This is a genomic window from Mycobacterium cookii (assembly GCF_010727945.1).
In the GTDB taxonomy this organism is placed as follows: Bacteria; Actinomycetota; Actinomycetes; order Mycobacteriales; family Mycobacteriaceae; genus Mycobacterium; species Mycobacterium cookii.
In genome coordinates this window covers 4,145,891-4,161,700 of the sequence record NZ_AP022569.1, presented here as the reverse complement: position 1 = coordinate 4,161,700, position 15,810 = coordinate 4,145,891, and the positions used below count along the sequence as shown (strand labels likewise).

The 15,810-nt window shown below is 67.6% G+C and carries 15 protein-coding genes; 7 read left to right on the top strand and 8 right to left on the bottom strand.

Annotation, left to right across the window (positions count from 1 at the left end; all coding sequences use genetic code 11):
• The first annotated feature begins 77 nt into the window (after positions 1-77).
• Complete coding sequence (locus tag G6N27_RS19465; RefSeq protein WP_163779246.1) at positions 78-1,598, top strand: flavin-containing monooxygenase; 1,521 nt, start codon at positions 78-80, stop codon at positions 1,596-1,598.
• Positions 1,599-1,602: 4 nt separating this feature from the next.
• Here G6N27_RS19465 and G6N27_RS19460 read toward each other — a convergent pair whose 3' ends face one another.
• The 3 genes from G6N27_RS19460 to G6N27_RS19450 form a co-directional block, all read right to left on the bottom strand.
• Complete coding sequence (locus tag G6N27_RS19460) at positions 1,603-1,956, bottom strand: heme-binding protein (protein WP_163779244.1); 354 nt, start codon at positions 1,954-1,956, stop codon at positions 1,603-1,605.
• Between the two features lie 138 nt (positions 1,957-2,094).
• Positions 2,095-3,720 (bottom strand): chaperonin GroEL, encoded by a 1,626-nt coding sequence (groL, locus tag G6N27_RS19455; protein WP_163779242.1) that lies wholly within the window; start codon positions 3,718-3,720, stop codon positions 2,095-2,097.
• A 192-nt stretch (positions 3,721-3,912) separates the two neighbouring features.
• The gene (locus G6N27_RS19450; protein ID WP_163779239.1) at positions 3,913-4,479 is read right to left on the bottom strand and encodes a TetR/AcrR family transcriptional regulator; all 567 of its coding nucleotides are present in this window, start codon (positions 4,477-4,479) and stop codon (positions 3,913-3,915) included.
• A 102-nt stretch (positions 4,480-4,581) separates the two neighbouring features.
• Between G6N27_RS19450 and G6N27_RS19445 the strand changes: the two genes are divergently transcribed.
• Entirely contained in the window at positions 4,582-5,490 is a 909-nt protein-coding gene (locus G6N27_RS19445; protein WP_163779237.1) for an SDR family NAD(P)-dependent oxidoreductase, read from the top strand.
• A 3-nt stretch (positions 5,491-5,493) separates the two neighbouring features.
• On the opposite strand, the gene G6N27_RS19440 is transcribed toward G6N27_RS19445, so the two are convergent.
• Entirely contained in the window at positions 5,494-6,183 is a 690-nt protein-coding gene (locus G6N27_RS19440; RefSeq protein WP_232064693.1) for a M24 family metallopeptidase, read from the bottom strand.
• Positions 6,184-6,203: 20 nt separating this feature from the next.
• Positions 6,204-6,683, bottom strand: a complete 480-nt coding sequence (locus G6N27_RS19435) for a VOC family protein (RefSeq protein WP_163779231.1) — start codon at positions 6,681-6,683, stop codon at positions 6,204-6,206.
• A gap of 126 nt (positions 6,684-6,809) precedes the next feature.
• Here G6N27_RS19435 and G6N27_RS19430 point away from each other — a divergent pair, with 126 nt between their 5' ends.
• On the top strand, positions 6,810-8,486 hold the full coding sequence (locus G6N27_RS19430) for a DEAD/DEAH box helicase (protein ID WP_163779228.1): 1,677 nt from the start codon (positions 6,810-6,812) through the stop codon (positions 8,484-8,486).
• Here the strand turns inward: G6N27_RS19430 and G6N27_RS19425 are convergent.
• Both G6N27_RS19425 and G6N27_RS19420 read right to left on the bottom strand, forming a co-directional pair.
• Entirely contained in the window at positions 8,476-9,933 is a 1,458-nt protein-coding gene (locus G6N27_RS19425) for a PH domain-containing protein (protein WP_163782037.1), read from the bottom strand. The genes G6N27_RS19430 and G6N27_RS19425 overlap by 11 nt on opposite strands.
• Before the next feature lie 32 nt (positions 9,934-9,965).
• Positions 9,966-10,448 carry a PH domain-containing protein gene (locus tag G6N27_RS19420; RefSeq protein ID WP_163779224.1) on the bottom strand — a complete coding sequence of 161 codons (483 nt, stop codon included), beginning with the start codon at positions 10,446-10,448 and terminating at the stop codon, positions 9,966-9,968.
• A 79-nt stretch (positions 10,449-10,527) separates the two neighbouring features.
• Between G6N27_RS19420 and G6N27_RS19415 the strand changes: the two genes are divergently transcribed.
• Genes G6N27_RS19415 through G6N27_RS19400 form a run of 4 tightly spaced genes read left to right on the top strand, consistent with a single transcriptional unit; the run spans position 10,528 to position 15,198 of the window.
• The gene (locus G6N27_RS19415) at positions 10,528-11,451 is read left to right on the top strand and encodes an SDR family NAD(P)-dependent oxidoreductase (RefSeq protein ID WP_163779221.1); all 924 of its coding nucleotides are present in this window, start codon (positions 10,528-10,530) and stop codon (positions 11,449-11,451) included.
• A gap of 29 nt (positions 11,452-11,480) precedes the next feature.
• Positions 11,481-12,194, top strand: coding sequence for a phosphatidylserine decarboxylase (locus G6N27_RS19410; RefSeq protein ID WP_163779218.1), 714 nt, complete (start codon positions 11,481-11,483; stop codon positions 12,192-12,194).
• 59 nt (positions 12,195-12,253) lie between these two features.
• On the top strand, positions 12,254-13,057 hold the full coding sequence (locus tag G6N27_RS19405) for a CDP-alcohol phosphatidyltransferase family protein (protein WP_163782034.1): 804 nt from the start codon (positions 12,254-12,256) through the stop codon (positions 13,055-13,057).
• Entirely contained in the window at positions 13,054-15,198 is a 2,145-nt protein-coding gene (locus tag G6N27_RS19400; protein ID WP_163779214.1) for an AAA family ATPase, read from the top strand. Before G6N27_RS19405 ends, G6N27_RS19400 begins: the two co-directional genes overlap by 4 nt.
• Here G6N27_RS19400 and G6N27_RS19395 read toward each other — a convergent pair.
• Positions 15,195-15,794: a TetR/AcrR family transcriptional regulator gene (locus tag G6N27_RS19395; protein ID WP_163779211.1), complete on the bottom strand. Its 600-nt coding sequence runs from the start codon at positions 15,792-15,794 to the stop codon at positions 15,195-15,197. The genes G6N27_RS19400 and G6N27_RS19395 overlap by 4 nt on opposite strands.
• Between the last annotated feature and the right edge of the window lie 16 nt (positions 15,795-15,810).

The following is a 15,810-nucleotide window of genomic DNA, read 5'->3' as shown; positions in this document are numbered from 1 at the left end:
ACGAAAGTCCCTTGACAGCTGGTCGCTAAACTATAACATTACTTCTGTTACAATTTCTACGCACATCGGGAGTGCACATGTCCACCGAGACGCTCAACCAGGCCCGTCCGAAAGAGCCATTGACCGGTCACGTCGACGTCCTCATCGTCGGCGCCGGGATATCCGGGATCGGGCTCGGGCACTACCTGGTCACCTCGCAACCTGGGCGCACCTTCGCCATCGCGGACAGCCGCGACGCGATCGGGGGCACCTGGGACCTGTTTCGCTACCCCGGCATCCGGTCGGACTCCGATCTGCACACGTTCGGCTACGAGTTCAAGCCGTGGACCAGTGACAACTCCATCGCCGACGCGCACGAGATCCTCGACTACCTGCACGAGGTTATCGACGAGGACGGCCTGGCCAAGCGAATCTTCTTCCAGCACAGAGTGATTCGAGCCGACTTCTGCAGCGAGACGGCGCGGTGGACGGTAGTGCTCGAGGTTGACGGCAAGCAGTCAGAAGTGACCTGCGGCTGGCTGTTCAGCGCGACCGGTTACTACGACTACGCCGCCGGCCACACTCCCCACTTCGAGGGCCAGGAAGACTTCGAGGGCGTCGTCGTACACCCGCAGTTCTGGCCCGAGGACCTCGATTACCGCGACAAGGAGGTCGTCGTCATCGGCAGCGGCGCCACCGCGGTCACCCTGATCCCGGCAATGGCCGACGACGTCGCGCACATCACCATGCTGCAGCGGTCACCGACCTACGTCATGCCGCTTCCGCGTAAGGACCCGATCGCCAACGGTCTGCGAAAAGTGTTGCCGGACAAGACCGCTTACCGGATCACCCGCGAAATCAATAAGGCCCGGCAGCGGGTGATCTACACCATGGGCCAGCGTCACCCGAAGGTGGTGCGCCGCATCATCCGCGAGCTGAACACCCGGGCGCTGCCCAAAGGTTACGACCTGGACACCCACTTCAATCCCAGCTACAAGCCCTGGGATCAGCGGCTGTGCGCGGTGCCCGACAACGATCTGTTCAAGGCCATCTGCAGCGGCAAGGCGTCGGTGGTCACCGACAAGATCGTGCGCTTCACCAAGACGGGGATCCTGCTGGAATCGGGTCGGGAGTTGAAGGCAGACATCATCGTCACTGCGACCGGCCTGAAACTGCTTCCGTTCGGTGGCATCCAGCTCTCGGTGGACGGCGACGTGCAAGATCCACACCAGAGCCTGGTCTACAAGAGCTTCATGGTGTCGGGCATCCCGAACTTCGCCTACGCGTTCGGCTACACCAACTCGTCCTGGACGCTGAAGGTGGACATGATCTGTGAGCACCTGTGCCGGCTGCTGGACTACCTGGACGAGCACGGATACACCACCGTCGTTCCGGTCTGCGATGACCCGAACATCGAGAAGCGCCCGATGCTGGACTTCTCGGCGGGCTACATCCTGCGCGCGATCGAGCAGTTCCCGCAGCAGGGAACGACGGGCCCGTGGACGGTGGAGATGAACTTCCGCGCAGATCGCGAGCGGCTACGCAGGGGTCCGGTGGCCGACCCTGCTTTGCGATTCAGCACCGCCGCGCGCTCGGTCGCAACCGCCGGCGTCGCTTGACGCGTTAATTGGACAGCGCGTCGAACAGGCCGGCCAGCTGGTCGGGCGACACCGACGCGTTGCACTGGCCCTTGAGGTTGAGCAGCGGCTGGGCGATGTTCTTCAAGTCCAACGCCTGGCCGGGGTGGCTGATGAAATAGCCCCGGATCGACGACTTCGCATCGGCCGGCGGTTGATTGACGGCAGCGGTCAGCACATTGTTCGCGTCAGGATGAGCATCCAGGTAGCCGCTCGCCGAGTTCAGCACGCCGCTGGCAGTAGCGGCGACGCCGCTGGCCGAGCACGGATCGGGCGCGGCACCGGCCGTCGGTGCAACCATCAGGCAGAGCACGCAGCCGGGAATCACTCCAAAAAGCATGTGCCGTAACGATATTCCCACTGTGCCATCCCCTTCATCCCGCACTGTTCGAATGTTCAGTACATCAGTTACCCAGAAATACGAAAAACCCGGCCCCACGTCGGGACCGGGCTTCTCGTTTGCCTTTTGGACGTCGAACTAGAAGTCCATGCCGCCCATGCCACCGGTCGGGTCGCCCGCGGGTGCGGCCGCCTTCTCCGGCTTGTCGGCGACAACTGCCTCGGTGGTCAGGAACAGACCCGCGATGGACGCAGCGTTCTGCAGCGCCGAACGAGTCACCTTGACCGGGTCGGCGACGCCGGCCTTCAGCAGGTCCTCGTACTCACCCGTGGCGGCGTTCAGACCGGTACCGGCCGGCGAATTGCTGACCTTCTCGGCGACAACGCCGGGCTCGAGCCCACCGTTGAAGGCGATCTGCTTCAGCGGAGCCGACAGCGCCACGCGGACGATGTTGGCACCAGTCGCCTCGTCACCCGTGAGCTTCAGCTCGTCGAGAGCCGGGCCCGCCTGCAGCAGGGCCACGCCACCACCGGCGACGATGCCCTCTTCGACGGCCGCCTTGGCGTTGCGGACCGCGTCCTCGATGCGGTGCTTGCGCTCCTTGAGCTCCACCTCGGTGGCAGCTCCGGCCTTGATCACCGCAACACCGCCGGCCAGCTTGGCCAGGCGCTCCTGCAGCTTCTCGCGGTCGTAGTCGGAGTCGCTGTTCTCGATCTCGGCGCGAATCTGGGCCACCCGGCCGGCGATGGCGTCGGAGTCACCCGCGCCCTCGACGATGGTGGTCTCGTCCTTCGTGATGACCACCTTGCGAGCCTTGCCCAGCAGCGAGATGTCAGCGGTCTCCAGCGAGAGGCCGACCTCTTCGCTGACGACCTGGCCACCGGTGAGGATCGCCATGTCCTGCAGCATCGCCTTGCGGCGGTCACCGAAGCCGGGGGCCTTGACGGCGACCGACTTGAAGGTGCCACGGATCTTGTTGACGACCAGGGTGGACAGCGCCTCGCCCTCGACGTCCTCGGCGATGATCAGCAGCGGCTTGCCGCCCTGAATGACCTTCTCCAGCAGGGGAAGCAGGTCCTTGACGGTCGACACCTTGGAGCTGACCAGCAGGATGTACGGCTCCTCCAGGACAGCTTCCTGACGCTCGGCGTCGGTGACGAAGTAGCCCGAGATGTAACCCTTGTCGAACCGCATGCCCTCGGTGAGCTCGAGCTGCAGGCCGAAGGTGTTGGACTCCTCGACGGTGATGACGCCTTCGTTGCCGACCTTGTCCATCGCCTCGGCGATCAGGTCACCGATCGACTGGTCGCCCGCGGAGATCGCGGCGGTGGCAGCGATCTGCTCCTTGGTCTCGACGTCCTTGGCCGACTTCAGCAAGGTCTCGGTGATCTTCTCGACGGCCTTCTCGATGCCGCGCTTGAGGCCCAGCGGGTTGGCGCCGGCCGCCACGTTGCGCAGACCCTCTTTGACCAGGGCCTGAGCCAGCACGGTGGCGGTGGTGGTGCCGTCACCGGCGACGTCGTCGGTCTTCTTGGCGACTTCCTTGACCAGCTCGGCGCCGATCTTCTCGTAGGGGTCCTCCAGCTCGATCTCCTTGGCGATGGACACACCATCGTTGGTGATCGTGGGGGCGCCCCACTTCTTCTCCAGGACGACGTTGCGGCCCTTGGGGCCCAACGTCACCTTTACCGCGTCGGCGAGGGCGTTCAGGCCCCGCTCGAGGCCGCGACGGGCCTCTTCGTCGTACGCAATTATCTTGGACATTGCGAAGTGATTCCTCCGGTTAGGGGATCGCACGTTCAGTGGTCGGGCGCAGTGCCCGCGACGGACGACTGGGGCTGTGCTCGCAGAACTTTGCGGCCCCGGTCTCACCGTCCCGACCTAGCACTCGCCGGTCGCGAGTGCCAATGTCATTCTTAGCACTCGCCTATGCCGAGTGCAACCAGCCGAAATGCCCTAAGACGGGGCCCGCAGGCCGTCGATCACCACGTCGGTGACCCGTTCGGCGCGCGCTTCGTCGTAGCCCTGCATCGCCTGGCACCCCACCATGAGTGTCTTGATCTCGGCCACGTCGACGTCGGGGCGCACCGTTCCGGCGCGTTGCGCGGCGGCCAGCAGCTCGCCGATCAAGCCGCGGAACGCGGCGTCGGCGTCGGGCGCGACGGAGTCGACGTCGATGCCCAGCCCGGCCAGCGCATCGACCAGACCCTGGTCGGTGGCGCCCCAGTCCAGCACCATCGACCGCAGGAACGCGAACAGCGCTTCCCCAGGTCCGGGCGTATTCAACAATGCGCGACCCTCGTCGATGATGTGCCGTATCCGGCTGTCGACCACCGCTCGGAACAGATCTTCCTTCGTCGGGAAATGCCGGTAGACGGTGCCGGCGCCGACGCCGGCGCGACGCGCGATCTCGTCGATCGGCACCGCGAGACCCTCTGCGGCGAACGTCTCGTAGGCGGTCTCGAGCACGCGGGCCCGGTTGCGGGCCGCGTCGGCGCGGAGCGGCCGAGCGGGTACAGACATCTCGCACCGCCTAGAGGTTGACAAACCGGGGCGCGCGTTCCGTATAGTCGACAGCAGAACCGGAGCGCACGCCCCGTTTACCTTACAGCTTAGGAGTTCGGCATGGCCAAGTGGACAACAGCGGACATTCCCGATCAGAGCGGCCGCGTCGCCGTCATCACCGGTGCCAACACGGGGCTCGGCTACGAGACCGCCCTGGCCCTGGCGGCGCACGGGGCCCATGTGGTGTTGGCGGTCCGCAATCTGGACAAGGGCAAGGACGCCATCTCGAGGATCACCGCCCAAAGCCCGCAGGCCGACGTCGCGCTCCAGGAGCTCGACCTGACGTCACTGGAGTCCGTTCGCGCTGCCGCGCGCCAACTACGGTCCGACCACGAGCGCATCGACTTGCTGATCAACAACGCCGGCGTGATGTACCCGCCGAAGTCGACCACCAAAGACGGGTTCGAGTTGCAGTTCGGTACCAACCACCTGGGCCACTTCGCTTTCACCGGCCTGCTGCTGGATCGGCTGTTGCCGGTCGCCGGCTCCCGGGTCGTCACGGTCAGCAGCATCGGCCACCGAATTCGTGCCGACATCCATTTCGACGATCTGCAGTGGGAACACAGCTACAACCGGGTTTCTGCCTACGGGCAGGCCAAGCTCGCCAACCTGCTGTTCACCTACGAGCTGCAACGGAGGCTCGCTTCGCACGGCACGACGATCGCGGTGGCCGCCCACCCCGGCGGCTCGAACACCGAGCTGATGCGCCACCTGCCGAGCTGGGCTGCGACCGCCTATCCCGTGCTGGCACCGATATTCCAGGACGCGGCCATGGGCGCTCTGCCACAGCTGCGTGCTGCCACCGACCCGGCGGTGCTCGGCGGGCAGTACTACGGCCCCGGCGGCCTCGGCCAAACCCGGGGCTACCCCAAGATCGTGGGATCCAGCAAGAAGTCGCACGACGCCGACCGGCAGCGACGGTTGTGGACGGTGTCAGAGGAGTTGACCGCGGTCACCTATCCGGTCTGAGCCTCAGGGCAGATCGAGCAGCTGCTCGTAGAAACCGCCGAAGCGGCGCTGCGGGTCGATCAGGTGGATCTCGAGGATCCAGTGACAGCGCCGCCCACTGGGATCGGCGCGCCGCATCGGCTTGGTCGACCCGGGCATGATGTACCACTCGGTGGCTGTCCCGGCGATCTTCTTGTGCGGGAACTCCCCGACCAGATGGCCGGCGATGTGACTGCCCCAACCGAAACCCTCGGCACGGGCGGCCTCGACGGAGGCGTCGAACAACTCGGCGCCGGTCACTTGCGGGTGGCTCTCGAAATAGTCGCGGCCGGCCTGCCACACCCGCGGCAGGGCGTCGCGGACGGCGAGCTTGTCCGGATCGTCGCCGAGCACGTAGGTGCGCCCAAAATCCGCTTCCCACTCTTCGAAGATCGGACCGAAATCGAGGAACACGATGTCGTCGTCGACGATCTGGCGGTCTGGCGGTCGCTCCTTGAACGGTTGCAGGGTGTTCTCGCCGGCCCGCACGATCCGGCGATGCCAATGCCTGTCGACCCCGAACAGGTCCGCGGCCAACGCGTTGATCTCGTCGGACAACTGCTGTTCGCCGATGCCGGCGCGGATCATCGCGCGCCCCTCGATCTCGTCGAACAGCTGCGCCGCCTTGGCCTCGGCGTCCAGAAGCCGTTCGGCTCGGACACTTTCGTCGGTCACCGCATCGATGCTAGAGCGCTTCAGCCCCACTGCGCGAAGTACGGACGCTGCGGCCTGCTCTTCTCGACGAGGATGAACACCACACCCCACGGGTCGACGAACCATGTCGTGCGGACGCGCGCCACGTCGGCGACGCCGTCGACGAGAAAGCGCACTCCGTTGGCCTCGAGGTGGGCCCGGGTGGCGTCGAGGTCCTCACAGATCAAGCCGACATGCGACAGCCCGTAGTCGGTGATGGCGGCGGCGCTGCGCTGATCGCCGCCGGCGACGCCGAGATACTCGATCACCTCGAGAACCCGGTCTCCGTCGTCGTCGAACCCGACGATCGCCGCCTTCATCGTGGGATCGGATACCAACTGACCCATGTCGTCGCGGATCGCATCACCCGCCATCACGTAAGGCGGCGACAGCACGCGCAGACCCAAGACGTCGCGGTAGAACGCCACCGCGGCTTCGCAGTCGGGCACGCAGACGCCGGTATGCGCCAATCCGGTAATCACGATCTGAACAATGTCAAATGTGCGGACATCGCACCAGCGATTGCTGCGACTCGCCGCTGTCCTGCGGAGATGCACGCCCCGATGTCCTTGCCCTAGACTGCATCTCGACCAGATAGGAGTCTGCGGGTGCGGGCAGTTGAAGCGCCCAGCACCCGGGCTTTGCGGGGCTGGCAGCGGCGAGCCTTGGTGCGTTATCTGACCACCAAACCGCGGGATTTTCTGCTGGTCGCCACCCCCGGCGCAGGCAAGACCGCGTTTGCTCTGCGCATCGCCGGCGAGTTGCTGGCCGACCGCGTCATCGAGGCGATCACCGTCGTGGTGCCCACCGAACACCTGAAGGTGCAGTGGGCATGGGCCGCGGCGCAGGACGGCATCGCGCTGGACCCGAAGTTCCGCAACAGTGCCGCGCACACCTCGTCGGAGTATCACGGCACCGTCGTCACCTACGCACAGGTCGCCAAACACCCCGCCCGCCATCGGGTGCGTACCGAGGCCAGACGGACGTTGGTCATCTTCGACGAGATCCATCACGGCGGCGACGCCAAGAGTTGGGGTGACGCGATCCTGGAGGCGTTCGGCGACGCCACCCGACGATTGGCGTTGACCGGCACGCCATTTCGCAGCGACGACGCTGCGATTCCGTTCGTGCGCTACGAGCCGGACGGCGCCGGCCTGCTGCGTTCGCAGGCCGACCACACCTACGGCTACACCGACGCGCTGGCCGACGGTGTGGTGCGACCAGTGGTGTTCCTGGCGTATTCCGGAGAGACCCGATGGCGCGACAGTGCCGGCGCGGAATACGCCGCGCGGCTCGGTGAGCCCGCCACCGCCGAACACACGGCACGAGCCTGGCGCACCGCGCTGGACCCGGCCGGCGAGTGGATGCCGGCGGTCGTCACCGCGGCCGACACCCGGCTGCGCCAGCTCCGCGACGGCGGAGTGCCGGACGCCGGCGGCATGATCATCGCCTCTGACCAGACGGCAGCGCGCGCGTACGCAGTTCTGCTGCAACGGATTACCGGCGAAGCCCCGACCCTCGTCCTGTCCGACGACCCCGGATCGTCGCAGCGCATCGCGGAGTTCTCCCGCGGTACCAGTCGATGGCTGGTCGCGGTGCGTATGGTGTCGGAGGGGGTCGACGTGCCGCGGCTGGCCGTCGGCGTCTACGCCACCAGCGCATCCACCCCGCTGTTCTTCGCCCAGGCCATCGGCCGGTTCGTCCGGTCGCGACGCCCCGGCGAAACCGCGAGCGTGTTCCTGCCGTCGGTGCCGACGCTCTTGCTGTTGGCCAGCGAGTTGGAAGCACAGCGCAATCACGTTCTCGGCCAACCGGATCGGGAACCCAAAGACGAGCTCGCCGAGGCGCAGCGACAGCGCGACGAGCCGTCAGAAATCGACAACAAGTTCGAGTCACTGGGCGCCGACGCCGAATTGGACCAGGTGATCTTCGACGGCTCGTCGTTCGGCACCGCCACCCCCGCGGGCAGCGACGAAGAGGCCGACTACCTGGGTATCCCCGGGCTGCTGGACCCGGGGCAGATGCGGGACTTGCTGCGCCGCCACCAGGAACAGCAGTTCGACCGCCGCGCCGCGACACCCGAACCCGTCACCCGGCACGGCCAACTGCGCGACCTCCGCCGTGAGCTCAACGCGCTGGTGTCGGCAGCGCATCATCGACTTGGCAAGCCGCACGGCTGGATTCACAACGAACTGCGTCGGCTCTGCGGCGGCCCGCCGGTGGCCGCGGCGACCACCGAGCAGCTTCAGGCTCGCATCGAAGCGGTCCGCGGCCTCACGGCTTAGCGGCGATCGCCCAGATACTGTCGGCCACCCACGGCGACGCCTGCGCCGCGATCGCCCACGCGCGGTCCTCGGGAACGTCGATCAACGGATAGCGCTTGATGCCCGCGGCGGTGGCCGCGACCAACGTCGCGACCCCGGCACGTCGCTGAAAAGGCGACTGGCGCACAGTCCAGCTGATGATGCCCGCGGTGGCGATGCAATCGCGCCGGCGCTCCACGCTGCCGGCGCGCATCACCAGCCAGCGGCCGTCGACCCGGTGCCCGAGCGCACTGACCCGGTCGGCAGCCAGCAACGCACACCAGGCGGTGACCGCGATCAACGTCGGCCAAACCCACAGCGGCACAACGGATGTACCCCGTACCGCGACCACCGCCGCCAGTGCGACGCCGAGCAACAGGGGAAGCCCGAGCGCGCGCGTCCACCGTCGGGTCGCGGCACGTCGGCCATGACCGCGCAGCGGGCCGGTCACCACGTCGGGGTCGCCGACCAACCCCGTCAGCACCGCTTCCGCGGTCGCCGCCGGGCACGGCGGCAACAGCACCGACGCTTCACCGGCGCCGTGCACACCGGTCATCACGGCATCCAGTCGGGCGCCGCCGAATACGCGCACCAGCAACGGCTGGCGCAATGTGCCGCCGCGCAACCTGCTCATGTCGTAGGTGCGCTCACGAAGCCGCAACAACCCGTGCCGAAGATGCAGCACGTCTCCTTGGCGGGACAGCACCAAGTTGCCCCACGTGAGCAGCGACCTCAACACCGCGAGCACTATCGACGCGACCAGCACCACCGCCACGACCACCCCGATAGCGCCCGCCACGCTGAGCCGCTGCGCAGCGGTCAGTGCCGACTCGACCGGTCGCCAATGCTGAAGCGGCCCAATGAATCCACTCTGATACACCACACCGGCCGCGCCGCCGATCGTCAACAAACCGGACACGCTCAACGGCGAGTAGCGCAACCACGACGGCTGCCAGCGGGCCAGCACACCCCCCTCCGGCGCGGGTACCGCGGCGTCAGCCGGCTGCGTCGACGCCGCCAGCAGGATCTCTCGCAGCCGCGGCACCTCGTCGACCCGGACGGCGTTCAGCTCGAACGCCGCAGAGCCGTGCTCACCCCTGGCTTCTTGACCCGTGCTGACCCGCAGGATGGCCAGCCCCAGCATCCGGTGCAGTAGCCGCGCGTCACTCTGCACCGAACGAATCCGGTTGCGCGGCAAAGACAATACCTTCCGCTGCAGCAGACCGGTGCGCAGCTGCACCTGGCCCGACTCGGGATCTGCGTCGATCCGGTAGCTCGTGGTGAACCAGCGCGCGACACCAACCCCAATGGTCCACGCCAGCACCGCCGCCGTCCACGATTGGTTGCCGGTCGTCGAGCCCAGGACGATCCCGCCGATCAACAACGGCAGCTCGCGCAGCACTTCGTGCACCGGGTGGACCAGCAGCATCCTGGGACTCAGCCGCTGCCAACCAGTTTGGGTCACGTGGCGTCCTCAGCACCGATCGCCGCGATATCGGTCAACTGCGCGACGAGGTGGTCGGCGACGTCGACGTCGAGCGCGCTGATGCGCACCGCCCCCGCCGACGACGCGGTGGTGACGGTGACGTTGGCCAAGCCGAACAACCGGTCCAGCGGCCCGCGATACGTGTCGACGGTCTGCACCCGCGAGATCGGCGCGATGCGTCTCTCCTGCACCAGCCAGCCGGTGCGGGTGAACACCGCCTGCGGCCCGAGCTCCCAGCGGTGCACCCGATACCGCCACAGCGGCACAATAGACGCCGCGACCACCGCGCCGAACACGGTGACGATGCCGATCAGGATGTGCAGCCACGGCATTCGCTTGTCGACGCCGATCCACACCGCTTCGCCCGCCGCCAGCAACAGCCACGGGACCACACCGCCGACGGCCCACCGCAGCGGGGCTCGCCGGCTGGGCGGATGCGCGGGATCAACCATGTCCACGCCCATGAGGATGCCACCCACGCTGGTCGACGAGCAGCGACACGACGGCAGCGATGCTCGGTGAGTAGTGTTTTCGGGGATGAGTGCGAACGGCAAGTGGACGATCGCGGACGTGCCGGACCAAAGCGGTCGCGTCGCCGTCGTCACCGGCGCGAACACCGGTCTCGGCTATCACACCGCCGCGGCACTGGTCCAGACCGGCGCGCACGTCGTGCTGGCGGTCCGTGACACCGAGAAGGGCAATCACGCGCTGGCGCGCATCGCTGCCGCCCAGCCACACGCCGACGTGACGTTGCAGGAACTCGACCTGAGCTCGTTGGACTCGGTGCGCGCGGCCGCCGCGGCGCTGCGCAGGTCCTACCCGCGCATCGACCTGCTGATCAACAACGCGGGCGTGATGTGGACCCCCCGACAGCTGACCGCCGACGGGTTCGAGATGCAGTTCGGCACCAACCATCTCGGTCATTTCGCGCTGACCGGGCTGTTGCTGGAGAACCTGCTGCCGGTCCGCGGCTCGCGGGTGGTGACCGTCAGCAGCAATGGTCACCGGTTCCGTGCCGGGATCCACTTCGATGATCTGCAGTCCGAACACCATTACGACCGGTTCGCCGCCTATGGGCAGTCCAAGCTGGCCAACCTGCTGTTCACCTACGAACTGCAACGCCGGTTGGCCACCCAGCAGCAGAACACCATCGCGGTGGCCGCACACCCCGGCGCGGCTAGCACCGAGCTGGGGCGTAACGCTCCGACGCTGTTCAAGCCGCTGTTCGCACTGGCGAGCCCACTGTTCTTCCAGAACGCCGCGATGGGCGCCCTGCCGACGTTGCGCGCGGCCACCGATCCGGACGTCGAGGGCGGCCAGTACTACGGTCCCGACGGCTTCGGCGAGCAACGTGGCCACCCGAAGGTGGTCTCGTCCAGCGCGCAATCCCATGACGAGGATGTGCAACGCCGGCTGTGGACGGTGTCGGAAGAACTGACCGGGGTCACGTATCCGGTCTGAGGCAGGCCGCGGCTCCGTAAGATGACCGCGTGGCACGACGTCCCCGCTCCAACGCAGAAGGCCCGACCTTCAGCCCGCAGCACTTCGTGTCGTTGCTGCGTTCGACCGTTCCGCCGGTGCATCCGGCCGGCCTGCCGTTCGTCTCGGCGGGCCTGGGCCTGGCCTTGGTCGGCCGCCGTCACCGCTGGCTGCGCCGGGCCGGCCTGCTGACCGCGGGTGCCTGCGCCGGCTTCTTCCGGCATCCCTCCCGGGTGCCGCCGACTCGGCCGGGCGTCGTCGTCGCCCCGGCCGACGGACGGGTCTGCCTGATCGAGACCGCCGCCCCACCCGCCGAACTCGAGATGGGCGACGCCGAACTCACGCGGGTCAGCATTTTCCTGTCGGTGTTCGACGCCCATGTGCAACGCGCCCCGGTGAGCGGTGAGGTGATCGCGGTGAAGCACCGGCGGGGCCAATTCCTGTCCGCCGACCTACCTGAGGCCAGCGTGGATAACGAACGCAACAGCATCCGAATCCGCACCGCGGACGGCGTGGACATCGTCGCCGTGCAGATCGCCGGCTTGGTGGCGCGACGGATCGTCTGCGACGTGCACACCGGGGACAAGTTGTCCATCGGCGACACCTACGGCCTGATCCGGTTCGGGTCCCGACTGGACACCTACCTGCCGGCCGGTACCGAGGTGTCGGTCCGCATCGGTCAGCGCGCGGTCGGCGGCGAGACGGTGCTGGCCGAACTGCCGTGATCACATCGTCGAAGGCTCGCGGCAAACGCGTGGTCCCACTGCGCATCCTGCCCAGCTCGATGAGCGTGCTGGCCATCTGCGCCGGCCTGACGTCGATCCGGTTCGCCCTGCAGGGCCAGCCGCATGTGGCGCTGGCGTTGATCGCCGCGGCCGCGATCCTGGACGGTCTGGACGGACGGGTGGCCCGGGCCCTGGACGCCGAGTCGCGGATGGGTGCGGAGATCGATTCGCTGGCCGACGCGGTCAACTTCGGTGTGGCCCCCGCGGTGGTGATCTACGTGTCGATGTTGTCCTCGTCGCCGGCGGGCTGGGTCGTGGTGCTGCTGTATGCGGTGTCAATTGTGTTGCGGCTGGCGAGGTTCAATGCATTGCTCGACGACGCCACCCAGCCTTCTTACGCACGGGAGTTCTTCGTCGGGATACCCGCACCGGCAGGGGCGATCCTGGCGCTGGGGCCGATTGCCGCCAAGCTGCAGTTCGGCGTGGGCTGGTGGACGTCGCCGTGGGTCGTCTGCGCCTGGGTCGCGGCGTGCTCGATGCTGGTGGTGAGCCGCATCCCGATGCGCAAGATGCACGCCGTTTCGGTGCCACCCAATCTGGCGGCTCTGCTGCTGGCATCGTTGGCCATCGTCGCCGCCGCAGCGTTTCTGTTCCCCTACGTCCTGGTCATGGTCGTCATCGTGGCCTACCTCTGCTACATACCGTTCTCGGTCCGTGGCCACCACTGGCTCGCGGCACATCCCGAGGCGTGGGGCGAGAAGCCCAAGCAACGACGCGCCACCCGTCGCGCCATCCGGCGAGCGCAGCCCAATCGCCGGTCGATGGCGCGGCTGGGATTGCGCAGGCCGGCCGGCAGGCCATGACTGCGCCCGCGCGGCTGACGCTGACCGCCCGGCTCAACACATCGGCCGTCGACTCCCGCCGCGGCGTCATTCGATTGCACCCCAGCGCCATTGCCGCCCTTGGTATTCGGGAGTGGGACGCGGTATCGCTCAGCGGCTCACGGACCACGACGGCGGTCGCCGCAATGGCCGGCCCGCAGATCCCGGTCGGTATTGTGCTGCTGGACGACGTAACACTGTCGAATGCCGGTCTGACCGAGGACACCGCCGTCATCGTCGTGGCCGCCACCGTGTACGGCGCGCGATCGGTGACGTTGAGTGGGTCCGCGATCACCGTGCAGTCACTGCCGTCGACCACGCTGCGACAAGCCTTGCTGGGCAAAGTGTTAACGGTCGGCGACGCGGTGTCGCTGCTGCCGCGCGACCTGGGTCCGGGCACGTCCACGTCAGAGGCCACCCGCGCGCTGGCCTCGGCCGTAGGCATCAGCTGGACGTCGGAACTGTTGACCGTCACCGGCGTCGATCCCGCCGGACCGGTCAGCGTGCAGCCGAACTCCCTGGTGACCTGGGGAGCCGCCGTTGCGATGTCCACCTCGCTCAGGCCTGAGGCGGCCGCGTTCACCGTCAACGACCTCATCGGGGTCAACGCGCAGGCCGGCAAGCTCACCGAATGGCTCAAGCTCGCGCTCGATGAGCCGCACCTGCTTCAAACTCTGGGTGCCACAACCAATTTGGGTGTGCTCGTATCGGGGCCGGCCGGTGTCGGCAAAGTCGCGATGGTGCGTGCCGTCTGCGCGGACCGACGTCTGGTCGACATCGACGGCCCCGCGGTCGGCGCGCTCGCCGCCGAAGATCGCCTGCAGCGAGTGGCCGCGGCGGTGACCGCTGTCGCCGACGGCGGCGGAGTGCTGCTGGTCGCCGACATCGACACCCTGCTGCCGGCCGCGGCCGAACCGGTCGCGACGCTGATCCTCGCCGAACTACGCAAGGCGGTCGCCGCGGCGGGGGTGGCGCTGATCGTCACCTCGGCCGTGCCGGACAACCTCGACCCGCGACTGCGGGCACCCGACCTGTGCGACCGCGAACTGGTGCTCGGCCTGCCCGACGCGGCGACCCGCTCAGCCCTGTTGCAGAGTCTGCTGAAGCACGCACCCACCGAGGACCTCAATGTCGGTGAGATCGCAGACAGGACACCGGGTTTCGTGGTCGCCGACCTGGCCGCGCTGGTCCGCGAGGCGGCGCTGCGCGCGGCGGCGCGGGCCAGCTCTGACGGCAACGCGCCCAAACTCACCCAAGACGACCTGCTCGGCGCGCTGACCGTGATCAGGCCGCTGTCGCGCTCTGGCTCCACCGAGGTGTCGGTCGGCTCGATCACCCTCGACGACGTCGGCGACATGGCCGAGACCAAGCAGGCGCTGACCGAAGCAGTGCTGTGGCCGCTGCAACACCCCGACACGTTCACCCGGCTCGGCGTGCAACCGCCTCGCGGCGTCCTGCTCTACGGCCCGCCCGGCTGCGGCAAGACCTTCGTGGTGCGCGCTCTGGCCAGCACCGGAAAACTGTCCGTGCACGCCGTCAAAGGGTCTGAGCTGATGGACAAGTGGGTCGGTTCATCGGAGAAGGCGGTGCGCGAATTATTCAGCCGCGCACGCGATTCCGCACCGTCACTGGTCTTCCTCGACGAGATCGACGCGCTCACGCCGCGGCGTGGCCAGAGCTTCGACTCCGGCGTCACCGACCGGGTGGTGGCGGCCTTGCTCACCGAGCTGGACGGCATCGAGCCGCTGAATGACGTTGTGGTCGTCGGGGCCACCAACCGACCGGACCTCATCGATCCGGGGCTGCTGCGCCCCGGCCGGCTGGAGAAGCTGGTCTTCGTCGAACCGCCGGATGCGCAAGGCCGTCTGGACATCTTGCGCACCGCGGGTAAGTCGATTCCGCTGCGTGATGTCGACCTGCAGGCGTTGGCAGCCGACCTCGACGGGTACAGCGCCGCCGATTGCGTGGCGCTGCTGCGCGAGGCTGCGCTGACCGCGATGCGACGCTCGGTCGACGCCGCGGAGATCACTGCTGCCGACGTTGCCGCCGCACGCGAAAACGTCCGCCCCTCACTGGATCCCGCGCAACTGGCATCGCTACGCGCGTTCGCCGCGGAGCGTTAGGCCAGCGCCTGAATCAGCCGGTTCATCACGGCGCCGGCATCCTGACGCGCCTGGTCGTGGTCTTCTGCGCGGGCGACGTAGAGGGTCACTTCGCGCATTGCACCGAGCATCGTCAGAGCCGTCGCCTCGATCGGTTGCGGCGGTATACGGCCGGTTTCGACGGCGTTCTCGAGCAGCGCACGCACCAGGCCGATGTTGTACCGGTTTCCGATCTCGGTCCATCGCGTCCAGCCGAGCACGGCCGGGGCGTCGACGAGGACGATGCGCTGGACCTCCGGATCCGAACAGGCATCGAGCCAATAGTCGGCGCCCAATTGCATGACTTCGATCGGATCGGTCTGCTTGGACGCGGCGATCGCCTCGCCCATTCGGGCGGCCACTTCAGCCTCCACCTGCTCGAAGACCGCCGCGAACAGCTCGGTTTTGTCGGCGAAGTGGTGATACAGCGCGCCCCGGGTCACGCCGGCCGCGCGCACGATCGTCTCCAGCGCCGCCTGGGCGAAACCCTGCGCGGCGAACAGCGGACGGGCCGCGGCGATCAGCGCCTCGCGGGTTTCCGCGGCACGCTCTGCCTGCGTGCGACGGGTTGCATCCATCAGCCATTGCCTTTCA